Annotated in this window: 35 protein-coding genes and 1 pseudogene; 11 read left to right on the top strand and 25 right to left on the bottom strand. The window is 63.7% G+C overall.

Going from position 1 to position 23,181, the window contains the following annotated elements:
* From AB5164_RS02545 to AB5164_RS02430, 24 genes are all read right to left on the bottom strand, one after another.
* The coding region (locus tag AB5164_RS02545) for a hypothetical protein (RefSeq protein ID WP_368147774.1) at positions 1 to 745 on the bottom strand (745 nt) is incomplete at its 3' end.
* A 103-nt stretch (positions 746 to 848) separates the two neighbouring features.
* Positions 849 to 980 carry a hypothetical protein gene (locus tag AB5164_RS02540; RefSeq protein WP_368142648.1) on the bottom strand — a complete coding sequence of 44 codons (132 nt, stop codon included), beginning with the start codon at positions 978 to 980 and terminating at the stop codon, positions 849 to 851.
* A complete protein-coding gene (locus AB5164_RS02535) occupies positions 977 to 1,198 on the bottom strand; it encodes a hypothetical protein (RefSeq protein ID WP_368142647.1) in 222 nt (73 codons plus the stop codon). The genes AB5164_RS02540 and AB5164_RS02535 overlap by 4 nt, the downstream gene beginning before the upstream one ends.
* Positions 1,195 to 1,380: a hypothetical protein gene (locus AB5164_RS02530; protein WP_117637868.1), complete on the bottom strand. Its 186-nt coding sequence runs from the start codon at positions 1,378 to 1,380 to the stop codon at positions 1,195 to 1,197. Before AB5164_RS02530 ends, AB5164_RS02535 begins: the two co-directional genes overlap by 4 nt.
* 2 nt (positions 1,381 to 1,382) lie before the next feature.
* The gene (locus tag AB5164_RS02525) at positions 1,383 to 1,877 is read right to left on the bottom strand and encodes a hypothetical protein (protein WP_368142646.1); all 495 of its coding nucleotides are present in this window, start codon (positions 1,875 to 1,877) and stop codon (positions 1,383 to 1,385) included.
* A gap of 2 nt (positions 1,878 to 1,879) precedes the next feature.
* Positions 1,880 to 2,071, bottom strand: a complete 192-nt coding sequence (locus tag AB5164_RS02520) for a hypothetical protein (protein ID WP_117637866.1) — start codon at positions 2,069 to 2,071, stop codon at positions 1,880 to 1,882.
* Positions 2,068 to 2,277, bottom strand: a complete 210-nt coding sequence (locus AB5164_RS02515; protein WP_346964631.1) for a DUF3110 domain-containing protein — start codon at positions 2,275 to 2,277, stop codon at positions 2,068 to 2,070. Before AB5164_RS02515 ends, AB5164_RS02520 begins: the two co-directional genes overlap by 4 nt.
* 11 nt (positions 2,278 to 2,288) lie before the next feature.
* Positions 2,289 to 2,537 carry a hypothetical protein gene (locus AB5164_RS02510; protein ID WP_147363780.1) on the bottom strand — a complete coding sequence of 83 codons (249 nt, stop codon included), beginning with the start codon at positions 2,535 to 2,537 and terminating at the stop codon, positions 2,289 to 2,291.
* A complete protein-coding gene (locus AB5164_RS02505; protein WP_118349165.1) occupies positions 2,534 to 2,929 on the bottom strand; it encodes a hypothetical protein in 396 nt (131 codons plus the stop codon). Before AB5164_RS02505 ends, AB5164_RS02510 begins: the two co-directional genes overlap by 4 nt.
* Positions 2,916 to 3,644, bottom strand: a complete 729-nt coding sequence (locus AB5164_RS02500; protein WP_152067353.1) for an ATP-binding protein — start codon at positions 3,642 to 3,644, stop codon at positions 2,916 to 2,918. Before AB5164_RS02500 ends, AB5164_RS02505 begins: the two co-directional genes overlap by 14 nt.
* The gene (locus AB5164_RS02495) at positions 3,628 to 4,341 is read right to left on the bottom strand and encodes a conserved phage C-terminal domain-containing protein (RefSeq protein ID WP_368142645.1); all 714 of its coding nucleotides are present in this window, start codon (positions 4,339 to 4,341) and stop codon (positions 3,628 to 3,630) included. The genes AB5164_RS02500 and AB5164_RS02495 overlap by 17 nt, the downstream gene beginning before the upstream one ends.
* Before the next feature lie 19 nt (positions 4,342 to 4,360).
* Complete coding sequence (locus AB5164_RS02490; protein ID WP_195534994.1) at positions 4,361 to 4,915, bottom strand: single-stranded DNA-binding protein; 555 nt, start codon at positions 4,913 to 4,915, stop codon at positions 4,361 to 4,363.
* Positions 4,912 to 5,265, bottom strand: coding sequence for a hypothetical protein (locus tag AB5164_RS02485; protein ID WP_117637860.1), 354 nt, complete (start codon positions 5,263 to 5,265; stop codon positions 4,912 to 4,914). The genes AB5164_RS02490 and AB5164_RS02485 overlap by 4 nt, the downstream gene beginning before the upstream one ends.
* A complete protein-coding gene (locus AB5164_RS02480; RefSeq protein ID WP_199410671.1) occupies positions 5,266 to 5,838 on the bottom strand; it encodes an ERF family protein in 573 nt (190 codons plus the stop codon).
* Position 5,839: 1 nt separating this feature from the next.
* Positions 5,840 to 6,850: a DUF1351 domain-containing protein gene (locus AB5164_RS02475; protein ID WP_117637859.1), complete on the bottom strand. Its 1,011-nt coding sequence runs from the start codon at positions 6,848 to 6,850 to the stop codon at positions 5,840 to 5,842.
* Positions 6,851 to 8,134 carry a ParB N-terminal domain-containing protein gene (locus tag AB5164_RS02470; RefSeq protein WP_368142644.1) on the bottom strand — a complete coding sequence of 428 codons (1,284 nt, stop codon included), beginning with the start codon at positions 8,132 to 8,134 and terminating at the stop codon, positions 6,851 to 6,853.
* Complete coding sequence (locus AB5164_RS02465; protein ID WP_368142643.1) at positions 8,122 to 8,418, bottom strand: hypothetical protein; 297 nt, start codon at positions 8,416 to 8,418, stop codon at positions 8,122 to 8,124. Before AB5164_RS02465 ends, AB5164_RS02470 begins: the two co-directional genes overlap by 13 nt.
* 42 nt (positions 8,419 to 8,460) lie before the next feature.
* Positions 8,461 to 9,018: a hypothetical protein gene (locus tag AB5164_RS02460; protein WP_117765305.1), complete on the bottom strand. Its 558-nt coding sequence runs from the start codon at positions 9,016 to 9,018 to the stop codon at positions 8,461 to 8,463.
* Positions 9,015 to 9,380 (bottom strand): RusA family crossover junction endodeoxyribonuclease, encoded by a 366-nt coding sequence (locus AB5164_RS02455; RefSeq protein ID WP_368142642.1) that lies wholly within the window; start codon positions 9,378 to 9,380, stop codon positions 9,015 to 9,017. Before AB5164_RS02455 ends, AB5164_RS02460 begins: the two co-directional genes overlap by 4 nt.
* Positions 9,377 to 9,775: a hypothetical protein gene (locus AB5164_RS02450; protein ID WP_158551308.1), complete on the bottom strand. Its 399-nt coding sequence runs from the start codon at positions 9,773 to 9,775 to the stop codon at positions 9,377 to 9,379. Before AB5164_RS02450 ends, AB5164_RS02455 begins: the two co-directional genes overlap by 4 nt.
* The gene (locus tag AB5164_RS02445; protein WP_117637854.1) at positions 9,763 to 9,963 is read right to left on the bottom strand and encodes a hypothetical protein; all 201 of its coding nucleotides are present in this window, start codon (positions 9,961 to 9,963) and stop codon (positions 9,763 to 9,765) included. Before AB5164_RS02445 ends, AB5164_RS02450 begins: the two co-directional genes overlap by 13 nt.
* Positions 9,964 to 10,051: 88 nt before the next feature.
* Entirely contained in the window at positions 10,052 to 10,297 is a 246-nt protein-coding gene (locus AB5164_RS02440; RefSeq protein ID WP_117765301.1) for a hypothetical protein, read from the bottom strand.
* A 3-nt stretch (positions 10,298 to 10,300) separates the two neighbouring features.
* Positions 10,301 to 10,639, bottom strand: a complete 339-nt coding sequence (locus AB5164_RS02435; RefSeq protein ID WP_368142641.1) for a hypothetical protein — start codon at positions 10,637 to 10,639, stop codon at positions 10,301 to 10,303.
* A gap of 28 nt (positions 10,640 to 10,667) precedes the next feature.
* Positions 10,668 to 10,865: a helix-turn-helix domain-containing protein gene (locus AB5164_RS02430; RefSeq protein ID WP_117637851.1), complete on the bottom strand. Its 198-nt coding sequence runs from the start codon at positions 10,863 to 10,865 to the stop codon at positions 10,668 to 10,670.
* A 101-nt stretch (positions 10,866 to 10,966) separates the two neighbouring features.
* On the opposite strand from AB5164_RS02430, the pseudogene AB5164_RS02425 reads away from it, so the two are divergent.
* The 11 genes and pseudogenes from AB5164_RS02425 to AB5164_RS02375 form a co-directional block, all read left to right on the top strand.
* A pseudogene (locus tag AB5164_RS02425) lies at positions 10,967 to 11,128 on the top strand (helix-turn-helix domain-containing protein); the annotation flags it as partial.
* Between the two features lie 36 nt (positions 11,129 to 11,164).
* Positions 11,165 to 11,647 carry a LexA family protein gene (locus AB5164_RS02420; RefSeq protein ID WP_368147779.1) on the top strand — a complete coding sequence of 161 codons (483 nt, stop codon included), beginning with the start codon at positions 11,165 to 11,167 and terminating at the stop codon, positions 11,645 to 11,647.
* 2 nt (positions 11,648 to 11,649) lie between these two features.
* Positions 11,650 to 12,339: a hypothetical protein gene (locus AB5164_RS02415; protein WP_368143269.1), complete on the top strand. Its 690-nt coding sequence runs from the start codon at positions 11,650 to 11,652 to the stop codon at positions 12,337 to 12,339.
* A gap of 2 nt (positions 12,340 to 12,341) precedes the next feature.
* Positions 12,342 to 14,111: a recombinase family protein gene (locus tag AB5164_RS02410; RefSeq protein ID WP_368143268.1), complete on the top strand. Its 1,770-nt coding sequence runs from the start codon at positions 12,342 to 12,344 to the stop codon at positions 14,109 to 14,111.
* Positions 14,095 to 14,973: a patatin-like phospholipase family protein gene (locus tag AB5164_RS02405; RefSeq protein WP_368143267.1), complete on the top strand. Its 879-nt coding sequence runs from the start codon at positions 14,095 to 14,097 to the stop codon at positions 14,971 to 14,973. The genes AB5164_RS02410 and AB5164_RS02405 overlap by 17 nt, the downstream gene beginning before the upstream one ends.
* Positions 14,974 to 15,167: 194 nt before the next feature.
* The gene (rplM, locus tag AB5164_RS02400) at positions 15,168 to 15,611 is read left to right on the top strand and encodes a 50S ribosomal protein L13 (RefSeq protein ID WP_368143266.1); all 444 of its coding nucleotides are present in this window, start codon (positions 15,168 to 15,170) and stop codon (positions 15,609 to 15,611) included.
* Between the two features lie 2 nt (positions 15,612 to 15,613).
* Positions 15,614 to 16,009, top strand: a complete 396-nt coding sequence (gene rpsI, locus AB5164_RS02395) for a 30S ribosomal protein S9 (protein ID WP_022094634.1) — start codon at positions 15,614 to 15,616, stop codon at positions 16,007 to 16,009.
* A 123-nt stretch (positions 16,010 to 16,132) separates the two neighbouring features.
* On the top strand, positions 16,133 to 17,470 hold the full coding sequence (gene glmM, locus AB5164_RS02390; protein ID WP_006234694.1) for a phosphoglucosamine mutase: 1,338 nt from the start codon (positions 16,133 to 16,135) through the stop codon (positions 17,468 to 17,470).
* A 71-nt stretch (positions 17,471 to 17,541) separates the two neighbouring features.
* On the top strand, positions 17,542 to 18,039 hold the full coding sequence (locus tag AB5164_RS02385) for a PTS sugar transporter subunit IIA (protein ID WP_006234693.1): 498 nt from the start codon (positions 17,542 to 17,544) through the stop codon (positions 18,037 to 18,039).
* 271 nt (positions 18,040 to 18,310) lie between these two features.
* Positions 18,311 to 19,039, top strand: coding sequence for a glucosamine-6-phosphate deaminase (gene nagB, locus AB5164_RS02380; RefSeq protein ID WP_055287061.1), 729 nt, complete (start codon positions 18,311 to 18,313; stop codon positions 19,037 to 19,039).
* Positions 19,040 to 19,487: 448 nt separating this feature from the next.
* Positions 19,488 to 22,487: an AfsR/SARP family transcriptional regulator gene (locus AB5164_RS02375; protein ID WP_368147772.1), complete on the top strand. Its 3,000-nt coding sequence runs from the start codon at positions 19,488 to 19,490 to the stop codon at positions 22,485 to 22,487.
* Positions 22,488 to 22,556: 69 nt separating this feature from the next.
* Here AB5164_RS02375 and AB5164_RS02370 read toward each other — a convergent pair whose 3' ends face one another.
* On the bottom strand, positions 22,557 to 22,856 hold the full coding sequence (locus AB5164_RS02370; protein ID WP_006234690.1) for a YhbY family RNA-binding protein: 300 nt from the start codon (positions 22,854 to 22,856) through the stop codon (positions 22,557 to 22,559).
* Between the last annotated feature and the right edge of the window lie 325 nt (positions 22,857 to 23,181).

Raw genomic sequence — 23,181 nt, 5'->3', positions numbered from 1 at the left:
CTGCGGCTGCACGCTCTGCGGCTGCACGCTCTGCGGCTGCACGCTCTGCGGCTGCACGCTCTGCGGCTGCACGCTCTGCGGCTGCACGCTCTGATATGAGGTAGCCGCTGCCGTATATCGCCTTGTTCTGCACGCGCTGCGCGTCGAGCGCCCTCGTGAAGCTGCACTCCTGCGGCCCCACGCGGAAGTCGATGCCGTACTTGGAGTAGCGCGCCAGCATGGGCGCGGTCAGCACCTCGTCCGGGTACTCGTACTTCGGCAGCGCCTTGGCCTTCTCGCGGCGCAGGCGCTTTATCGCGGCATCCAGCTCGGAGCGCAGGTCGGGCGCGCTGCGAGCCTGGGCGGGGTCGAGGTTGGTCACGAACGACGTGTTGACGCTCGCGCCGTTGGCGTACGTCACGCCGACGCCCGTCACGACCTTGCAGCAGTTGCGGATGCCCATGCACGTCAGGGTGGGGGCGAACAGAAAGAAGCCCACGCCGCGCTCCTGGTAGTGCTTGACGATCTTGCTCAGGATGGAGAACGGCGGGTTGTCCACCACCGTGCAGCCTTCCGAGTAGTCCTCGCGCTCATAGTCGCCGCCCGGGTAGAACGGGCGCGCCACCTTCGCCAGGTCGAACCCGTACTCCCGGTGCGCCCACCGCAGCACGCAGTCGTACACCTCGGGCGGGGTGTAGCAGTCGTCCGTCGTCCTCTTCGGCTCGAACTTGGCCGTGAACTCCTCGTATGTCTCGCCTCTCGCCATGCGTCTCCTATCTCTCGGCCCATATGGTCGCAAGCGTGTCGCCGGGCACGAAAAAGGCCGCCCCGAAGGACGGCCCTCTGCCTGTTTCCGTATTCGGTTGCCCCTAGCACGCCGCCACGGCCATGGCCATGAGCCCGAGCGCCAGCGCCCTTATGGCGTAGATGGCCGCCGCGTCTATGGCGATTGCCGCCGCTATGAACAGCAGGCACCCCCAGTTGCATCCCGGGCGGTTCATCGCTCCTCCCACTCGACGGTGCCGTCGTCGTACTCGGCCTTGAGCCATTCCAGGTAGTCGGCCTCCTCGCAGAAGCTGGCCAGCGGCCGCTTGCTGGTAGTGCAGCTGCTCATGCGGCTCGTCTCATACACGGCGATGAAGAAGGGCCACGAGTGGAACTCCGTCTCCGTGTGGATGGCCCGCTCGGGCGTGCCGAAAAGGTGCTCCCAGTTCGTCATCGCGCCCCCTCCTTCGCGCTCGGCCCGACCTTTCGGTAGGTGAAGTCCTCGAACAGGTGGCCGCACCAGCGGCAGCGGTCGCCGCCCTTGGGCAGGTGGTGCCAGATCTCGCGCATGCCGCACTTCGGGCAGCGCACCTCGATACTGGGTCGGCGCTTCGGCTTCTCGGTCTGCTGCTCCATGGCTACTCCACCGCCATCCGCATGGCCGGCTTCATGGCCTCGCGCAGGCTCTTTGCCAGCTTCTCGGCCGTTACCTCCACGTTCACGTCGGGCATCGCGAAACCGTGCGCCTCTTCGGCCTTGAGGCAAGGCATGGCCGCGTCCTGGGCCGCGCCCTTGAGCGTCGGCGCCGCCGTCTCCTTGGGCTCGCAGCGCCCCAGCCACAACTCGCACTCGTCCAGCTTCGTGAGCGCCAGGGCGCGCTCGCGGCTCGCCTCGTAGGCCGTCTCGATGCCCTTGCGCAGGTTCTGCACGGCCGTCTCTTCGGTTCCGGCGTCCAGCTTTTCGCGCAGTCGGGCGTTCTCGAACCTCGGGTTGCGAGCCTCGCGACGCGGCACTGCTGCCGTATGGCTTTGCTGCTCGCCCCAGCAGTCCTCGCACAGCGGCGCGCCTACGCCCATGTTGTCCTGCCCCAGGGCGTCGATATCGCGCCCGCAGGTATCGCAGATGATTCCCATGGCTACTCCCTTCCTTCCGGCTTCACCGCGCCTGCGAGGAACCACGCCCGCAGGCTCTCGGCGCACTCCGGGCACAAGGCCCTTGCCTTGCCGTCGATTCGCGCGCTGTTCCTCAGCACCATCTTGGCGTAACCCGCCAGGGTCGCCGGCACCTCCTTGCCGCAGCGTTCGCATGCGCACATGTACAGCCTCATGCCTGCTCGCCTCCCTTCGGCAGAGCGTCGGCGATTCGGTCCCAGTCGGTGGCCGACTTCTCGCTGGGGTACTCGTAGGCCCCCACGCACGGCACCGGCAGCACCGCCATGCCGTCGTGCTCGCCTGCGTACTCGTCTGCGTCCGATCTGCTCTCGAACGCCAGCACCACGTCGCTTTCCGTGGCCACCGCGTAGATCTTCTTCATCGTTTCGTCTCCTATTCGAACTCGAAGCACTCGCATGCCTCGCTTGTCTCGTCTACCGCCTCCACGTCGGGGCCGCCGCCCGTCATGGCGTCGCGGGCGCACACGGCCTCGCCGCCAGCGCCCTGCACGCGGCCGCAGAAGCGGCACTCCCGGCACGTGCGGCCCTCCCACGGGTCGGGCCGGTTCCACGGTGCCCTGGGGTCGGACTCGAAGCACCCGGGCGGGAGGTTCCACCCGCTTGAAGGCTCGTACCCGCTCACATGCACCGCCTGCCCCTCGGCAGCCGCCCCCAGCCGTCCATGGCCAGGGCATCCGCGTACTTGGTCGGTTCCGGCAGCAGCAGGTACTCCCAGTGCCCCGAGCCCGGCGGGGCGGGGCGGTTGAACCTCTGCTCGGCCCTGACCCAGCGGAAGTGCAGCCGGTTGGCGTGCGCCAGCCCGTGGCAGCCGCTGCCGTTGCCGCTGCCGCACAGCATCACCGTGGGCTTGGGAACCTCGCGCCCGTCGCGGAACAGCTTGCCCGCCCCGCGCCTCACGATGTGGTGGCGGTTGAGCGGCCACGGCGCGCCGCACACGGCGCACCTGGGCGTCTCGATGCTCGGCCCCTCCATGAGGGGGCGCAGGATCTCGGGCAGCGTGTCAACGTTTGCCATTCGATAGCCTCCTGTCCTTGCCTTGCAGCTCGTACTTGTCGCACATCTCCGACAGGCGGCTCACGATGGCCACCGCCGTCTCCTCGTCGCCGTTCTTGGCCAGGCGGCGTATGAGGTCGCTCTTGCCGTACTGCGTGGTCACGACCACGGGCCTCATGTTCTCGTACCTGTCGTTCACGACGCGGAACACCTGCCCCAGCGTCCAGTCGGTGGGGGACTCCTTGCCCAGGTCGTCCAGCACCAGGCACCCCACGCGGGAGAGCCTGGACAGCACGCCGTCCTCGGTGCCGTCGCCGCCGTAGGTGCCCTTGATGGCGGCCAGCACGCCCAGCATGTCGGTCACCCTCACGCTGGTGCCGCCGTCCACCAGGAGCCGCGCCACGGCGCTCGCCAGGTGGGTCTTGCCGGTTCCCACGGGGCCGCAGATGTACGCCCCGCGCCCTTGCTCAACCTTCGCGGCAATGCCCTCGGCCATGGGGGAGGCGGCTGTCATGAAGCGGGGCTTGATTCCGGCCCGCTCGTAGGCCCGGCGGCGTTTGGCTGCGGCCTCCTCGGCCTTGGCCCTGGCCTCAAGGCGCGAACGCTCGTCGCGCTCCGCCACGGCACCCGGGCAGCCGCACGGCTTCCAGCCGCAAAAGGTGCGGCGGCCAGCCAGCACCACGTAGCGGACCTCCAGCTGCGCCCCGCAGTGGGGGCACTCAGTCGTACTCGGCATAGCCGTCGGCCTCCTTCCGGTTCCTCGGGCCGCGGTTCACGTAGTCCTCGAACTTCGGCGAGAACAGCGTGGAGGGCCGCAGGTACTTGGCCATCTTCGGGTCGCCCGCCCACTCGGCTGCCATCGTGTCGATGACGGCCAGGAAGTCGGGGAGGCGGTAGCCCTCGGCCCAGCGGGCGTGTATCAGCCTGCGGGTCTTGGCGCTGCTTGAGCGGTAGCGGGTGCCGGCTGCCTCGTTGAGCGCATGCACGATTTCGTCAAAGGGGATTAAGGGGTTATCTATATACTCAACCTCAACCTCAACCTCTGCATTGCCGCAACTCGATGCGCCTGCATGTGCATCCGCATCTGCTTGCGCATGTGCGGCTGCATCTGTATCCGCATATGCTCCCGCATGTGCTTGCGCATCGGATTGCGCATCGGATTGCGCCCGTGCCGCCGCATCGTCCACCGCGTCTTCCTTCCCCGGCCTGTTGCCCCAGCGGGCGTTGGCCGCCTTCCTTGCGCGCTCGCTCTTCTCGTCGCCCATGTCGAGCCTGCCCTTGAGCACCAGGAAGGTAGGCAGCCACGCGGGGCTGCCCTGCGGCTCCTTGCCCGTGAACCGGTACTCGACGATGGCGTAGATGAACGGCGCGCGCTGCTTCTCGGGCATGGCCTGCGCGGCCGCCCAGAAGTCGTCGTGTATAACCATGCCCATAGTGTCGCCGTCGCCTTCCCTAAAACGGGATATCCTCGTCGTACAGATCGGGCATGGCCTGCTGCTGCGGCGCTGGCTGCTGTGGCGCGTACGCCTGCTGAGTGGCCGGCTGCGGCGCGTAGGCGGGCTGCTGCGGCGCAGGTGCCGGGGCGGGGCGTCCCTGGCCGTACGTGCGGGCCTGCGGCGCTTGCGGGGCCGCCTGGGGCGCGTACTGCTGCGGCGCGTAGCCCTGCTGCTGTTGCTGGCTGCTCATGAACTCCAGCTCGTCCACCACGACCTCCAGCGCGCTGCGCTTCTGGCCGGTCTGCTGGTCGTTCCAGCTGCGGTAGCGCAGCTTGCCCTCGATGGCCACCTTGCTGCCTTTGGCGAGGTACTGCGCCAGCTTCTCGCCGCGGGTGCCGAACAGCGTGCAGTCCACGAAGTTCGGGTAGTCCTCCCACTGCCCGGTCTGCTGGTTCTTGCGGCGGTCGTTGACGGCCACGCCCATGGACAGCACGGACATGCCTCCAGACGTGGAGCGCAGCACGGGGTCGCGGGTCAGGTTGCCGGATATGCACACGCGGTTGATGCTCATAGATACCCTCCTTGGGTTACGTCCCCGCTGTTCCAGATGCGGGTGATCTGCGCGTCTACCATGCGGATACGCAGCTTGATTACGTTGATGGCCTCCTGCGAGGCCTTGTAGATGGCCTCGGAGCAGTCGCGGCGGCGCTTGGCCTCCGCTATCTGCTCCTGGCCCCGGCACACGTCGCCGATGATGGTGACGGGCGTGCCCTTCTGGCGCTCGTTCAGGATGGCGATGCGCAGGGCCTTGCGGTACTCGGCCTCGTTCTCGGCGTACTGGCAGCCCGACTCCTTGCAGGTCTTCAGCTCGGCCTCCAGCCTGTCGGTCAGCTCGTCCAGCTCCTCGGTGAGCGCCTGCATCTACTCCACCTGCCAGTCGGGGCGCGGGCAGCACGGGCTGTTGGCCACGAACTCCATGTACTGCGGCATGCTGGCGAACTGGTAGCGCGCCCCGCAGCTGCGGCAGTGGGCCGTGAAGGGGCCGTCTGCGGGCGGCTGCTTCTCCTCGGGCGCTGGCTGCTCCTCCATGGCGTCGGGATCGCTCTGCCCGTCGATGGCGAACGCGCCGCACAGCGCGTACTTGCGGGCGTAGCTCGACGCCATGCCGGTCACCTGGGCGTCGTCCGAGCCCTTCTTGTGCTCGTCCTCGCGGGCGTAGGCGCTCACCTGCAGCAGGCCCTCGCCGCCCTCGGCGGGGAACACGCACGCCGTGGACTTCACGTAGTAGCGGTCGCCTATCTGCACCAGCTCGTCGGTCATGAAGAACGCCAGGCCCTCCTTGGCGCACGGCTCCTTCAGCGCGGCCACTATGTCCTCGTAGCTGCGGTAGCTGAACTTGCCGAAAGCGTTGTACTTGGCCTTGGGCACCACCACGGCGCGCTGCACGCGGGCAACGGCCGCCATGAGGTCGATGGACTGCTGTTCCTGGGTCATGCTAGTAGCCTCCGTTCATTCGCTCGTAAACCTGGCCCACCGTGCCGTGCATGATGGTGCCCACGACGCCCTGCGCCTTGAGGGCCGCCGCGACGCCCTGCATCTGCTCGCGCGTGGCGCACGGCACCACGACCGTCCACGGGTCGCCCGCCATGGCCACGGGTGCCGGTGCGGGCGGCGCTGGCGGCACCGGGGCGGGCATGGGCGCGGGCTGCGGCTCGGGCATCTGCTCAAGCGGCTGCGGGAACTCTGCGGGCTGGCATTCCGCGGGCTCGGGCACCGCTTCGGGTTCGGGTTCGGGCTCTTCCACGGGTTCCGGCTCCATGGCCGCCTTCAGCTCGGCGATGCGCCGGCGCTCCTCCTCGGCCTTGTGCGCCGCCGTTATGGCCGCGCCCAGGTCCAAGGTGGCGAACAGCTCGCGCTCGGCCTCGTCGTAGAACGGCTCGCCCTGGAACTGCGCCTTGAGGGTTTCCCAGTCCTGGGCCAGGCGCTCTACCTTGGCCTCCAGGGCCTTGAATGCCTTCACCTCGCCGAAGGTCTTGTTGGTCCACTGCTTCTCGTGGAAACGCTCATAGGGCACGACGGGGGCCAGCAGCCCGGCGAACTCCTCGTAGTGCTCCCGCAGCTTGGCGTACGCGCGCAGCTGGCGCTCCTCCTCGGCCTCGTCCAGCTGCGCCTTGATGCCGTCGGCTGCCTGCTTCGCGATGCCCGCCACGGCCTTGCACCTGTCCTCGAACGCGGCCAGGGGCTTCGTGTACTCGCGGCTCACGGCCTTGCGGCGCTCGTCTATCTCCTTGGCGATGCCGTTGAGGTAGGCGCGGTCGCGCTTGGCGGCCTTCACGTTCTCGTCCTTGCCCATGTCGTAGGTCGCGCCCTCGTAGTCGGCCACCAGCCTGCGCACGTGCGCCTCCAGGGCGTCGAAGTTGGCCTCGATCACGGCGGGGGAGTACGCCACGGTCAGCTCTGACGCCTCCTCGGGCTCGATGATCTCGGCCTCAACTGCTTCGCTCATTTACTCCTCGCTTCCCAGGCGCGCCATGCACGCCTCGTAGGTTTCCGTCTCGGCCGCGTTCGGCTCGTAGCCGTCGGCCTTCATGGCCTCGTAGATGATGGTCACGTTCTCGGCCGTCGCTCGGTTGAAGTACACGGAGCTGCCGCCTTCCATGAGGCTCCAGGCCGTCCAGCCGCTCATGTTCCACGCTGCCCGCCAGCCCATGGCCTCGGCCAGCTCGGTGGGCGTGCGGTCGATGGGTCGGCCCAGCAGCTCCTCGAACGATTCCACGGCCTCGGACTCCATGGCGAACGCGGTCAGCGCCAGAGCCGTGCGGCGCATCGACTTGAGGTCGCCCGCGTGGGCGGCAAGCCACTCGCGGCGGGCCTTCGCGCCGTCCTCGTAGGCGGCCTGGAAGTCGGCCTTGCGCTGGGCTGCGGCCTGTGCGGCCTCGTCGGCCCCCTCGGCCACCGGCGCCAGCAGGGTCACGCCGAACGACGTCTCCTCGGCCAGAAGCCCCGCGCCCGCGTTGTCGGCCACGTAGGCGTCCAGCGCCGCCAGGTCGGGGCGGTAGTCGGAAAACGTGCGGCATGCGGCGAAGCCCTCGGGGCATTCGTCGACGAACTCGACGCCCGCGTCGGCAAGCACCGCCACCACCTCGGCGCGGTTGCGCCTCTGCTCGGCCTCGGCCTTCAGGCTCGCGTACACGCGCTGCCATTCGGACTGCTTGCAGTCGCGCAGCTCGGCCACGGCCTCGTCGTCGCCCTCGAACTCGGCGATGGCGGCCAGGCGGTCGAGCGTCATGTCGTAGGCGGCGTCCTGCACCCTGCGGGCGGCGCGGCGCGCCTTGGCCACGGTGCCCGCGTCGGTGCGGGCGGCCACGGCCACCTCCTCGTCGGGAATGTCGAGCGCCAGCATGGTCTGCACGCCGCGCGACTTCTCCTCGGCGGTCAGCCCCAGCTTGGCGTCGGTCTCCACCATGGCCTTGGCGGCCTCCACGCGCGCCAGCTCGGCGTCGTCCAGGTCGTCGTAGACCTCGGCCAGGAACCGCTCGGTGCCGATGGAGCGCATGGCGCGCACGCGGCACTCGCCGTCGATGATCCAGTAGATGCCGCCCTCCTTGTACAGGATGGGCTTCATGACGGGCTGGCCGGGGTTGAGGCGGTTGGCCTTGAACTGCGCGGCCAGGCCCGCGATGTGCTCGGCGCTCTCCCTGGTGGTGAAGTCGCGCGGGTTCATCGGCTCGCCGTCGGCGCGCTCGTAGGGGTACACGTCGCAGATCGCGACCTCCTCTAGCGATTGCATGCGCGGGCCCCCTCGTCTACGACCACGCGGCACTCCATGCCCACCAGGCGGGCGCGGCACGCCACGCGGGCCACCTCGCCCATGAGCGCGATGCGCTTGGTGGGCACGGGGCCGTTCTTGATTTGCGCGGCCATGCAGGCGGCCCCCATGTTGAACGCCTGGCGCATGGCGGCGTCGAAGCCGCCGTCGCCCGGCTCGGGCACGGGGACGGCGCGCTCGATGCGCTTCAGGATGCTGTCCACCGTCTTGTCCGCGACGGTCTTGCTGATGATTTCCGTGAGCATTTGGGTCTCCTAACTGGGAAAACTAAAAGTGATAAAAACTTTTCAGGATTTCGGAACTTTTTTCTCTATGCGCTCCTTGCGCTTCTGCGCCGCCTTGACCCTGCGGTACAGGTAACGGCACAGCCACCGCTCCATGGCCTCGTCGTGCGCCTCTGCTGCCTTGTCGGCGGCGTAGCGGCTCATGCCCGAGGTGTCCGGGGCCTGCGGCATGGGGTCGGCGCGGCTCTCTCGGCCGCACTCGGTGCGCTCGTAGGTGCGGCGCTCCTCTGCGGTCAGCCTCGGCAGCAGCTCGGCTATGCGGGCCTCTATGGCCTCAAGCTGCTGCTGGCGTCTGCACGGTTCGCAGATGCCGTCCTTGCCGAGGGTCGCCCTGCGGCACCCGCACGACGGGCACAGCTCCAGGCGGTGGCGGTAGCAGCGCAGAGACACGTGGCCACCGCTGGCGTTGATCACGCGCCGCGCGTTATCCAACTGGTTCTTGGACAGCCGCAGCTCGCGGCGAATCTCGCGGGCGGGCACCTTTCCCGCCAGCTCGGCTATGCGGTCGAGGTCGGCCTTGCGCCACGCCCTGTGTGGCCTGCCCTTGTCTCGGCGGGTCACTCGTCGCTCACCTCCACGACCACGCGGGGGCGCGCCCTGTCGGTGAGCACCCTGTCGGGGCACTGCTCCATGTACTTGCGGGAGTCGTCCTTGATTACGCCCGCCGCCACCAGGCCGTCGAGCACGAACTTGCGCGCGAAGCCCACGTTGTCGGCGTCGCGGCGCATGTCGGGCTCGTAGAACGTGGTGCGCACGGTCACCCGGCGCTCGAAGCGCGGCGCGCGCTGCTGCATGGCCGCCGCCCTCACGCGCGCCGTCTCGCGCTTCTTCATGGCCGCCGCCTTGTAGCGGTTGGCGCGCTCGGCGCTGATGTAGTCGTTCAGGCTCGGCATTCGGCCCTCGACCGTGACGGTGCACCTCATTGCGCGCCCCTGTCGTAGATGCCCTGCGCCTCGGTTAGCGTGGAGGCGGCGAAAACGGCTGGGCCCACGATGGCCTCCCACGTGCCCACCAGGTCCACGGAGTCCACCGGCGTGCGGCGGAAGCTCACGGCGGCCAGCATGGAGGGGCGCTGCAGCACCATGTAGCGGGACAGCACGCTCCACAGGTTGTGGTCGCGCTTGAACTCGCTGGCCTCGCTCACGGTCATGCCGTTCTGGCACGCCAGGGTGTACACGTTGTCGCGCTGGATGACGTGGCCCTCCAGCATCAGGCGGTAGCAGATGCGGCGCAGCTTCGCCCATGTATCGGGGTTCGAGGCAACCCAGCCGCACGCCTTGGCCACGAGGGCCTGGGCCTTGGCGTCTACCTCGGCCATACTGTTGCCTCCAGCGCCCATGTGGCGGCGATGCACGCGCAGACGAACAGGGCGGCGAAAACGGCCTGCAGCCTCTCGCGGCGCTGCTCGGGTGTTACACTGGTCTCGGTTCGGAAGTGAACCGTTGCGGTGCGCGTCTTTCGCTTGCCGGCTGCGACGCGCACCCTCTTTCCCTTGATCTTTTCCATTCCTGGAACTTCCTCTCGTTCTCTGGGTCCTTGTAGAACTCGCGCATCATGGCGGCGCACTCGTCGCACATGGCGCGCTGTATCGGGGTCATTCGCCCGCGACGCCCGGCAGAAGCAGCGGGGCGTCCTCGTAGGCGACCTCACCGGTGTCCCTATCCACGAACATCACCTCCTGGTCGTCGTACACGTGGATGTTGAGCATCTGCCCCGTGAACTCCACCAGCTTGGGGATGAAGTCACGGAACTTCGGGTCCAGCTCAAACTGCAGCACGCACTTGCCGCTCTTCACGTTGAGGGCGGTGAACCCCCCCCGTACGGTCACCTCGTTCAGCATGGCCTACTCCTTCTCGTCGTACGCGGTGTCGCGCGCGATGGTCTTGAAGTCGGTGCTCCAGCCCTTGCCGTTCACGCTGAACTGCACGGAGCTGTAGACGTTGAACTGCATGCCGCCGAGCTCGAACCAGGTCGTGCTCGCCTCCAGAAGCTCGATGCCGCTCGTCTGGAAGCCCCACATGGCCGCGATGCGGTGCTTGAGGCTGACGTGCGTCTCCTCCATGCAGCCGTTCTCGGCCAGCTCGAAGCTGACGGCCACGCGCTTGCGGTCGTCGATGAGGTGGTCGAGCGTTTTGCCGATGATCTCGGCGACGAACTCGGGCTGGTGGCTCTTGGTGGTCATGGTGTGTCTCCTTTTCTGATAGGTAAATCTAATTACAGTTTGAAGCGAAAAAAATTTCTTCGGGTTTGTAGCCCAAGAAGTCGGCGGCCTTTTTAGCCGTCTCGATGCGCATACGGTCGGGGTGGTCTTCATAAACATCGTATGTAGGTCCTGAAATGCCCAGATGTTCAGCCATTGCCTTCTTGGTTACGCCCTTGCTCATGCGCGCCTGCTTGAGTGACTTCATACTCCCTCCTTTCTGTCCATAACTGTAATTAATCTTCAGAACACGGTCAAGATTAATTTTGGTAAAATTGAAAATAAATTTAAGTCCTGGAAGGAGTTAAGATGCCGATATCCGACAACATAAAGAAGTTACGGCAGATTTTCGACGTTACCCAGGATGAACTGGGTGAGATTGCAGGTGTGACAGGTAACGCCGTTTCGCAGTGGGAAAATGGCCGCTCCGAACCCCGTATGGGAGCTATTGAGCGCATGGCGGCCTGCTATCAGATTAGTAAGTCACACCTTATAGAAGACGGCGGAATGGATCAGATTGACCCCGTGACCAAAAAGCCCAAGGGCAGCCCCTATATGCCCGCCGGTGCCATGCCCGTGGTGGCCAGCAGCGCCACCGTGCCGCTGCTCACGCTCGGGCGCGTGCACGCCGGCGCGCTCGCCGACGAGGAGGAGATAGCGCACCGCGTTGAGGTGCCCGCCTCGGTGTGTGCCGGGCATCCGCGCGCGTTCGCCCTGGAGGTCGAGGGCGACTGCATGAACCGCGTCATACCCGAGGGCAGCCACGTGCTGGTCGACCCCGACCGCCAGCCCGCCAACGGGTCCATCGCCGTGGTGGAGACCGAGGACTACCGCGCGGTCATGCGCCGCTGGTACAAGGGCAGCACCAAGCTGATGCTGTCGGCGGATAGCTTCGAGGACTACGAGGACATGATCTTCGGCATGGACGACGGCCCCGTGCGCGTGATCGGCACGGTGGTGTGGTTCCAGGCCGCCGACGAGATGGAGTAGCCATGGGCTTGTTTGATTTTCTGAAGCAAAAGGGGAGGAGGACGGCCGAGCCGGTTTCCTATGTTCCCGAATGTTTGGAACTCCCGGAGTCGAACTACGACCAACTATTTGACGAGTTTCAGCCTGAATGGGCTGACCAGTTTCCCGACTTCCCCTATGAGTTCAAAGGAAGACCAGCAATCAGAACGACTTTAACCGAGCGCATGCGCGATATGTTCAGCATTGCCCCGCAGGACGTTCCGAGAGTCGAGGCTCTTGTTCGTCAGGCCAACAGTTTGCTCGCTGATGCTCATTCCCTTGCTAGTTTTCCCGAGTTTTCCGTCCCTATGCCTGATCTGTCGGATGCCTATAAATGCTTGTTGCGTTTTCCGCTTTGCGGCATTCGGTGCATCCCGTTTACGGAGAAAACCGGTCGGGTGTCGAAGTTTCCGTTCCGGTTTGAATACGATTCCGGGATGATGCGCAAACCCCGGTCGCCGAGGGCCCATATCAGGATGACCGCCAGCTTGTTGCCGGACGGGAATCCGGGAAGGATTGAAAGCGAGTACGCGCTTTTCGAAAACGGTGCCGCGTTCGGCCACTATTGGAAAGTGACTTCAAAGGTCGTTAACGGAGAACTCGTCGTCTCCCGAATCAGCGAAACGAGTCCGACAGGCGATACTCCGCCAACTCTTTACACATTAGGTAGGTAGCCATGGGCGGGCGCGCGGCGATATACGCCCGCTTCTCGAGCCACAACCAGCGCGGCGAGTCCATAGAGATACAGGTGGAGAAGTCCCGCGCCTACTGCGCCGAGAACGACCTGCGCGTGGTGGCCACGTACTGCGACTTCGCGCAGACGGGCACCAACACCGACCGCGCCGAGTTCCAGCGCATGATGGCCGACGCCAGGCGAGGGCTGTTCGATTTCGTGGTCATATATAAAGTTACCCGAATCATGCGCAACCGCGACGAGATGGCCATGGCGCGCATCATGCTGCGCCGCTGTCGCGTCGAGATACTGTACGCGGGCGAGGACATTTCGGACGGCTCGGCGGGCGTGCTGCAGCTGGGCATGCTGGAGGTGCTGGCGGAGTACGAGAGCGCGCTCGACGGCGAGCGCATACGCGACGGCATACAGAAGAACGCCGAGCGGTGCATGGCCAACGGCTGCGTGCGCTACGGCTGGGACATAGTGGACGGGCGCTACGTGGTCAACGAGGAGGAGGCCGCCGCCATCCGCCTGGGCGTGCGCATGGTCTTGTCGGGCAAGTCGGTGGCCGACGTGGTGCGCGCCTGGGAGCCGTACCGCACCAAGCGCGGTGGCAAGTGGCGCTTCCAGACGGTGCGCCGCATACTGATGCGGCGGGAGAACGGCGGGGAGTACCGCTACGCGGGCGTGGTCGTGCCCGGCGGCATGCCCGCCATCGTTCCCATGGATGACGAGGAGAGGGTGATACGGATGCTTGAGGACTCGCACAGGCCCCGCGCCAAGACCGAAGCGTGGGACTTCCCGCTCACGGGCAAGCTCTACGACGGGCGCGACGGCGGGCTGATGACCGGCACCAGCGGCACGGGCAAGTCGGGCAGGCCCTATCACTACTACCGCTGCCGCAGCTGCGGGCGCACCGTGCGCCGCGATGTCGTGGAGAAGCGCGTGGCCGACGCCGTGCGCGAGGCCCTGGGCAGCGTCGACAGCCGCGAGCGCATCGCTCGCATGCTGGCCGACGCCGAGGAGGAGCGCGCCGACGAGAAGCCCTTGAGCGAGACCATAAAGGGCGAGCTGGCCAAGATCGAGACGGCGTTCTCCAACATATGGGCGGCCATCGAGTCGGGCATCGCGCCGCCGGGCGGCAAGGAGCGCATAGACGCGCTGAAGCAGCGGCAGGCGCTCCTCAAGGACGAGCTGCGCACGGCCGAGGCCCTTGAGGCCGCCCGCCTTGACTACGACCGCGCGCTGTTCTGGCTTGAGGGCATGGCCACCGCCGAGGTGGACGACGCGCAGCTTCTGCGCACGTTCGTGGCGCGCGTGGTGCTGGGCGGCCCCGACGATGACGACGGCCTGCGCGTGGCGTTCACGTTTGACGATTCTGCCGGCTTGGGCGATAATCCGTCGCTGCCTGGCGCTATAGGTCCAGGTGGCGAGGTGTTCGACCGAATGAACGCCAGCTCCACCATAAGCAACAGGCAGGTAGATACTCATATCTACCTGCCTTTTTATTTCTGGTCCGCACCGCGGAGAATCGAACTCTGTGCAGGGCGCGAGCGTAAAGAAAACGCCTCAGTGACGCAGAGTGGGACGTGCTTTCCCAATGGCGGCCCAGGCGGAAAGTTCATCCCGGAATCCGCGCTCAGAACGGGACACGCTTTCCCGCCGACCGCTCCGCCCTCCTCAACTCCAAAAACTGCGCGCTCGCCATCCCAAAACTGGGTAGAAGAAAGCCAAAACGCAATCGCAGGAGGTCAATATGACTGCAGAAGATAAGGCAAAGAACGCCGGCAAGGTCGCGCTCGTCCTGGAGGGCGGCAGCTTCCGCGGACAATTTACCGCGGGCGCGCTCGACGTTCTCATGGAGGCTGGCGTCGAGATTCCGGCGGTATATGGCGTATCGGCCGGCGCCCTCAACGGCGTGAACTACAAGTCGCACCAGATCGGCCGTGCCAACCGCATCAACCTGGCTTTCTGCAACGACAGCCGCTTCATGGGCGCTGCATCGTTTGCGTCCACGGGTTCCATTGTGGGTTACGACTTCATCTTCAACGACGTCCAAGACCGCCTGGATCCCTTTGACAACGAGACGTTCGACGCGAGCCCCATCGAGATGTACGCCGTCGCGACGGACATGCTTTTTGGAACCGCCACGTACCTGCCGGTCAAAAGCGCCGTACTTGACCTCGACGCTGTTCGCGCCTCGACGTCGCTGCCGCTGGTGACGCCGCCGGTCGAGATTGACGGGCACAAATACGTCGACGGCGGCGTAGCCGATTCGGTTCCCATCGAGCATGTGCTCGAGGAGGCGGGCTTCGATCGCGCGGTTGTCATTGTCACGCAGGACCGCTCGTACGAGAAAAAGCCCTACGAGTTTATGCCTGCCGCGCGCGCCCGCTATGCCGACTATCCCTATCTGCTCGAGGCTATCGAGACGCGCCACGACCGCTACAACATGCAGCGCATGCACCTGTGGAAGTATGAGCGCGAGGGCCGTGCGTTGGTCGTCGCTCCGCAAAAGCCGGTCGAGGTCGGCCATGTCGAGCACGATTCGGCAAAGCTCCTCGACCTGTATATCCAGGGCCGTCAGGAGGCAAAGCGCCTGCTCGCGGAAATCCAAGAGTTCGTTGAGCGCTAACGACGGCGAACCCTCAAAAAATGACAACAGCTAAAGAGCTGGAAAAATCACGGCTCGTGGATGACATGTGCAGAAACTCTGGTCGGAGTCAAAATACCTGTTGACTCGTACGGCGAGCGGGGTAATATGGACGGGTTACTTGCAGAGCCCCGTGAATCTCTGTAACAACACGTACTGTACATGGAGGAGTCTAAGTGATTTCGAAATCGACTCACTACGCCAAGCAGGGCGAGGTCCAGCGCAACTGGGTTCTCGTCGACGCCGATGGTGCTGTCCTGGGCCGTCTTGCCACCCAGATCGCAATGATCCTGCGCGGTAAGAACAAGCCCCAGTTCACGCCCAACAGCGACTGCGGCGACTTCGTTGTCGTCATCAACGCCGATAAGGTCCAGCTTACCGGTAACAAGGCCGACACGAAGACCTATTATCGCCACAGCGGCTACAACGGCGGCCTCAAGGCTGAGAGCTTCCGCCAGGCTATGGAGAAGCACCCGGAGAAGGTCATCGAGCGCGCCGTTCGCGGTATGCTGCCCAAGACCACCCTCGGCCGTGCCCAGATGACCAAGCTTAAGGTCTACGCTGGTGCCAAGCATCCGCATGCTGCCCAGAACCCCACGAAGATTGAGCTGGAGGCTTAAAGATGGCTGAGAACACCGTTGTCTACCAGGGTACCGGCCGTCGTAAGAACGCCGTCGCCCGCGTCCGTCTCGTCCCCGGCACCGGCAAGGTGACCATCAACAAGCGTGACGCCGAGCAGTATTTCGGCCGTCATCAGCTCGTTGAGAACGCCCTTGCTCCCTTCAAGGTGACCGACACTGCCGGTCAGTTCGACGTTATCGCTCTGTGCGATGGCGGCGGCATCTCCGGTCAGTCCGGCGCTCTGCGCCTGGGTATCGCTCGCGCTCTTCTGAACGCTGGCGACTACCGTGCTGACCTCAAGAAGGCCGGTTTCCTTACGCGCGATGCTCGCGTGGTCGAGCGCAAGAAGTACGGCCTCAAGAAGGCCCGCCGCGCTCCCCAGTTCTCCAAGCGCTAAGGTTTTATCTCCTTTCGAGATACAATGTACAAGCGGGGCCTGCCGATTGCTCGGCGGGTCCCGCTTTTCTTTTTCGACTAGGGTGGGCGGTTGCATATCGCCTGCTAGGGAAGGAGCAATCCTATGCCCCAGAACATCTTCGGTACCGACGGCGTCCGTGGCGTCGCCAACGCCGACCTCTCGTGCGACCTCGCGTTTCGCCTGGGCCGCGCGGCGACCAAGTTCCTTGGTCCGGATATCTGCATCGGCCGTGACACGCGCCTTTCGGGCACCATGCTCGAGAGCGCTCTGACCGCCGGCATTATGGCCGAGGGCGGCCGTCCGCACTGCTGCGGCGTCATCCCCACGCCTGCCGTGGCACTGCTCACCGTTCAGAACGAGCTCGACGGCGGCATCGTCATCTCTGCTTCGCATAATCCGCCGGAGTTCAACGGCATCAAGTTCTTTAGCCGCAAGGGTATGAAGCTTCCCGATGCTGTCGAGGAAGAGATCAGCGCCTGGGTCATGTCCGAGGAAGCCATGGCTGCCGACACGCTGCCGACCGGTGCCGGCGTGGGCCACATCATCAAGATGAAGGACGCTCGCAAGGCATATGTCGATCATGCCATCGATACGCTCGATGGCCTGAGGCTCGATGGCCTGGTTGTTGCCGTCGACTGCGGCCATGGTGCTTCTTGCCAGACTACGCCCGCCGCGCTGCAGCGCCTAGGCGCCACGGTGCACGCTATCAACACCGATTATTGCGGCACGGACATTAACGTTGAGTGCGGCTCCACTCACCTTGAGCCCCTGCGCGAGCTCGTGCTGCGCACCCATGCTGACATCGGTCTGGCCCACGACGGCGACGCCGACCGCGTACTGTTCGTGGACAGCGAGGGCAATGAGATCGATGGTGACTACATCCTGGCTATCTGCGGTTCTGACCTTGCCGCTCGCGGCAAGCTCGCCAACTCCGAGATCGTCTCGACCGTCATGTGCAACCTGGGCTTCTCCATCGCTATGAAGGAGCAGGGCTTCGAGATGGTTCAGACCGCCGTGGGCGACCGCTACGTTCTGGAGCGCATGCTCGCGGACGGCGCCGTCATCGGCGGCGAACAGTCCGGCCACATCATCTTCCTGGAGCACAACACCACCGGTGACGGCCTGGTGACGGCTCTGCAGCTGCTGGCCGTGCTCAAGCGCACCGGTCGTACCCTCACCGATCTTGCCGGCATCATGAAGAAGTACCCGCAGGTACTCGTCAACGTGCATTCCGACAACAAGGCTGGTCTGGACGATTGCCAGCCCATCTGGGATGCCGTCGCTGCTGCCGAGAAGGAGCTTGATGGCCGCGGCCGCATTCTGGTGCGCCCGAGCGGTACCGAGCCGCTGGTCCGCGTGATGGCCGAGGCCGAGACGCACGAGCTGACCCAGCGCGTTGTCGACGACATCGTCGAGGTTGTCAAGCGCGAACTTCCCTAATGGTCAAAAACGGGTGCCAAGTGGTAAACTGTTAAGGTTATTTTGGTTGATCGGTATGTCCGAGGGGGAGCATGTTCACTAAAGTCCTAAGGTCTTTTGGTATGCGTGGTCGAGTCCTTACGTTGGATGCTCCCATCTCGGGTGACGTCATTCCGCTCTCCGAGGTAAACGATCAGACGTTTGCTACCGGCCTTTTGGGCCAGGGCGTGGCGATTCGGCCCACCGGAACGCGTGTGATTGCACCGGCTGATGCCAAGGTCGAGGCCATTTTTCCCACGGGACACGCTGTTGCGCTTAACACGGTCGATGGTCTGGACGTGCTCATCCACGTTGGTTTGGATACCGTTCAGCTCGAGGGCAAGCACTTTACCGTACATGCGCAAGTGGGTGACATCGTCCATAAGGGCGATGTACTCATTGAGTTCGATCGCGAGGCAATTGCTGCCGAGGGCTACGATGTGACGGTTCCCATCTTGGTGTGCAACTCCGTTGAGTTCTCGAGCATCAAGGGCTCCGTTGGCGTGCATGTCGAAGAGATGGATCAGCTCATCGTTGCTCGCGAGCGCTAGCAAGTGCACGTGGCCATTAGCCTACAATTCAAACACGTTTACGGAGGGCGCCCTTGAAAGAGGACGCCCTCCGTGGCAAGATGGGAAACGTCCGAGGCTAAACAGCTTCGGGTCACCGTGGACGGGCAGGGGCCTCGACGCGGCTAGACACGAGACACATACATTACGCGACCTCGCCCTGGTGGCCGCACACGTTGGTTGCGGCCGACGCGGGCCGCGGGCAAGTGCTTGTAAGGGAGCCTTGCCTCTCTTGTACGAGAAAGGACGCGTAATGAAGATCATTAAAGCTAAAGACTACGAGGATATGAGCCGCAAGGCCGCCAATATCATCTCGGCCCAGGTTATCCTCAAGCCCGACTGTGTGCTGGGTCTTGCCACCGGCTCCACCCCGATCGGTGCCTACAAGCAGCTCGCTGCTTGGTACGAGAAGGGCGACGTCGACTTTGCCGAGGTCAGCACCTATAACCTGGACGAGTATCGCGGCCTTTCGCACGACGATCCCCAGAGCTATCACTACTTCATGCGCGAGAACTTCTTCGATCACATCAACATCGACCTGAACAACACGCATGTGCCCGACGGTTCCAACCCCGACGCCGCCGCTGCGTGCTCTGAGTACGACAAGATCGTCGCTGACGCCGGTTACCCGGATCTGCAGCTGCTCGGCATTGGCAACAACGGCCACATCGGCTTCAACGAGCCCGATGACCACTTCTCCAAGGGCACGCACTGCGTCGACCTCACCGAGAGCACCATTCAGGCCAACAGCCGCCTGTTCGACAGCATCGACGATGTTCCCCGTCAGGCCTACACCATGGGTACCCAGACCATCATGTATGCCCGCATGATCCTGGTCGTCGCCAATGGCGAGGCCAAGGCTCAGGCCGTGCATGACATGTGCTATGGTCCGGTTACGCCCGAGTGCCCGGCTTCGATCCTGCAGCTGCACACCAACTGCGTTGTCGTTGCCGACGAGGCCGCCCTTTCGCTCTGCGAGTAGCGCGAATTCTGCAGCTCGACATAGCCTTGCCTAAGGCCTCCGCTTTGCGGGGGCCTTTTTGTTATCCCTTTCTGTCCACTTGACCAAAATCTTGCCGCAAGCTTGACGAATGCCGGACGCCCAACAGTTTGATTCATTCCATATCAGATTCTATGCAAAAATGCCACTAAAAGGTCGTAGACGGTAGCGGGTGCTAGGCGAGTTGAATGACATGGCTGAACCTTGTTCATCTGCGTTACACTGCCGCTTAGATGGGACAAGCTGACAAGCTCATTTACCTGCTTAAAGACCGATTAGTCAGGGGATTAATAACAATCGGCCCTCGCTGTACAAAAACTTGCCGCTTTCGTACCAAAAGACAACCTAAAACACAAGGTCGCTCTATTCATAGTGCGGCTTGTATGGTCTTGCGGCTACAGTGTCCATACGGTCGAGTTGAGGAGCGGGCATGGTAAACGATTTGAGCGGTATAGACGACCTCGAGCTGATGCCGCTGGGCGGAGGCTATATGGTGCGACGCGAACGCTTGATGAATGAGCTTATCGCCAAGGGCCGAAAGGCCGGCATCGTGGTTCTTTATGCGCCCGACGGGTTTGGGAAGACCTCGGTGCTACTGCAGTACACCCATGAGGTTAAATGCGACCCGACGCGAGGCCCCGTGCGGATTATCGAGGCCGATCGCGCCACTGGGCGCGAGGTGTTTATGCAGCTCGAGGTGGTTACCGAAGAACTCAAAGACAAACCGCACTCCCTTATCGCGATTGATAATGTGCCAAACCTCGATCAGCACGATACCGAAGACCTCATCGACAGGATTCGCGGCCTGCGCGCTATGGGGGTAGGGGTCTTTATCTCCTGCCGTCCTTCAAATCGTCAGCTGATTCATGGGCTGGGCGATTCGGTTAAGATCAATGCGCAGATGCTCAAGGTGCATGCCTATGAGTATTCGGCGTGGGCATCGGCGTTTTCGATCAGCACATCGCTCGACTTCTATCAGCTCACGCAGGGCGTGCCCGAGCTCGTTTCGGCATTGCAGACGGGTCTGTATGGCCAAGGCGACGTAGCCGGCCTGCTCGAAAACGAGATTGTCAACGTATATGGCGCGGCGCTTGCCGATCTGGCTTCGCTCGACAATAATGCGCTGTTTTGCGTGGCATGTCTCATGGTTTTGATGGGCGAGGGCAATATCTCGGAACTCGAGGCTTGCGGGGTGAGACTGTCGATGGTCGACCAGTCCTACTTTGTACGCGACTACCCGATCTTTGGCTTGGATCCCGCCGAGCGGAGTTTTACGTGTCTGGGCACGGAGGATAACGGACGCTTGCGTTTGCGTAAGTTGGTGGCCGAGGTTCGCCCCGAACTTGTTCCGAGGGCGGCCCGGATTTTGCTTAAGGCGGGCCGATGCGATGCGGCGATGGGCCTAGCGGACGCCTTTTTGGACCGTGAAGCGGTCCTTGAACTTACTGGGCAGTATGGGGTCGATCTGGCTCTGACGGGGCACGGGGCCGATATCTGCCGAGCAGCGCTGGGCACGATCGATGCCGACGATCCGGCTCCAGAGCCAACGCCTGCCGAGGCGCTTGGCGTATATCTGGCAGCGGTCAGCGTGTCCAACACAAAGCTCGCCCGCTATATGGCATCGGTTATCGAGCGCGGGGGCGAACGGGCGGTCTGCGAAATAGATCCTGTTTCATGGAGGGTGGCCCAGACACTGACGGCTGTTTGCTATGGGGACAACGGGCTTGGGCTTCCTGCGAACCTGGCCGTGCCAGAAATCGAGACATCCCATACCGCACTCGATATGCTGTCTGCGCATATCGAGGTCAAGCGATGCCTGACCGAGCGGGGAGATGACGGCGGCGTCCTACAGCAGCTCAAAACGAGCAAGGCCTACGACTGCGAGCTCGACATCGCGGGGATTGTTATACGGGCCGATAGCATGCTGGTGGAGCTCTTTGACGGGTCGTTTGCGGGAACCGACGAGCGCGACGACGAAATGACGGTGGCGCGGGAGGCGCTCGACGTACGTGGACTTAAGGCGATGGCTATCTGGGTGCGCATGGTGTTGGCGGCACGGCGGCTCCTTTCCGGCTTGCCGGTAACCGACGATGCGGCGTTCAACGAGCTCGATCGTTTTGCCGTGCGCATGCGCGACAACCAGATTCAGCTGTTTGGCCTGTTGCTAGAAGGCTGGCAGTCGCTGGCAGAGGGACGGCCGATTAATGCAAAGTTCCGTGCGGTCCAAGTGCTCAAACTTGCCGAGGAGTCGATTGCGTACATGCGCGATAACGCATTGCTGCTGGAGCGCGCAGCGTATCTGCGAAATACATCGATGGTTTCGGTGCGCGAGGAAGCGGAGTTGCTCGATATAAGCCAGACGCAGGTTGGTGGAGCGGAGGCCTGGATGGTGGCGCTGCATTTGGCCTGTGCAGGCCGAGACAGCGACCTTGCGGCCTGGATGTCCATGAATCGTGCGGGGATTCTAGAACCATCGTATCGGCTCTTTGCGCGCCTTGCCATGCATTGTCTGGGCGAGCCGGCGGCCAGGATACGCAAGAAGCTTCCCGTGCGCGAGCTGTCGCGGTACTCGCTGCGCGACGATTTGGAAGGGGAGGGCGAGCGCCTATTCCAGGCCGGCGAGGTTGAAGCCGTTGATACCATCGACCATATCGAGATTCGCATGTTTGGTGCGTTTCGCGCCGAGCGCGACGGGTTTCCCATCACGGACAAAATGTGGCGCCGCAAGAAGGCGGCGACACTTGCCGAGCGGCTTGCGCTGGGCATGGATGCGCTCGTCGATCGTGAGACGCTGGCCATGGAGCTGTGGCCCCATGCCGAGTTCAATAGCGCCCGCAACAACCTGTACTCGACGATATCGCGCTTGCGGTCGGCTTTGGGGCCGACGCCGGACGGCAAGTCGTGTGTGCTCATCCAAAATGAATGCATTGGGCTCAACGGCGACTACGTCAAGACCGATGTACGGCTGTTTGACCAGATAAGCCGCGAGGTTTTGGGAAATCGCACGGGTGCGCGCGGGCCCCATTTAGTTGAGCTGTGCCTTAAGATTGAGCAGCTTTATGCCGGACCGCTGCATGTTCCCAATGGCTGTAATCCCACCTACTTTTTGCGTATGCGACGCATTATGCAGTCAAAGTACATCGATTGCATGATTAAGGGAGCAAATGCCGCTCTAGAAGAAAACGATCTGCAGTCGGCGATTTGGCTGGCGGAGTCGGGGCTTCGGCAGGAAACGGCACGTGAGGATATGGTGCGCTGCGCCATGCACGTCTACAGTGCGGCGGGGCGGCGGCGCGATATCGTCGAGCTATACAGCGGGCATATGCACCATCTGAGGGAGCAGGTCAATGGCGTGCCCGAGCCCGAGACCCGGCGTCTATACGAGCGCTTGGTGGAGGGGCGGCTCAATCGCGTGCTGGTCGAGCGATAAAAAACGGGCGCCCGAAGTACTTGGGCACCCGTAAGCTTGCTATGTGTTGGCTCGCCGGTTTATTGGCTCTTAGACGAGCTTGATCTTCTCGATGTCCTTGCGCGAGGACTCGCGATACAGCGAGAACTTGCGGCCGATGACCTGGACGACCTCGGCGTGGCAGCGCTCAGCGAGCTCTTCGGCGGCTTCGCGGGCGGAAAGGCTGGAGCCATCGAGCACGGAGCACTTAACGAGCTCGTGCTTCTCCAGGTAGGCGACCGTCTGCTCGACGGTGCCCTCGTTGACGTCGGACTTGCCGATGATGATGGCGGGGTTGAGGTGATGGGCCATGCTGCGAAGCTGCTTGACCTGTGCTCCTGTCAGTGCCATGGGTTCTCGCTTTCTATGTATGGGGCGCCCCGCGACGGGGCCTTAATCTACGTGAGCTGTCCCACGATAGCGCAGGAACGGCGCGGTGTGGAGCGCGTTCGCCCAGTTCGCAAAGAATGCGGATGCCGAGTGAGTGGGCGGTGCGGGCTGCGAACAGGCTATGAGCTGGGCGCAGAGACCGGCTCCCATGCAATAAACGCCCAACGAACCTTGCGGACATGATCGAGCATATAGCGCCCCTGCGGCACGCCCTTGGAGCCCGGCTCACCGGCATGGGGGTTCTCAATCATGTGTTGAGCGATGTAGTCGCGCAGGCGGTCAACCT

It is taken from the genome of Collinsella aerofaciens (assembly GCF_040915425.1).
Taxonomy (GTDB): Bacteria; Actinomycetota; Coriobacteriia; order Coriobacteriales; family Coriobacteriaceae; genus Collinsella; species Collinsella aerofaciens_BW.
This window is presented reverse-complemented; position numbering and strand designations above follow the sequence as displayed.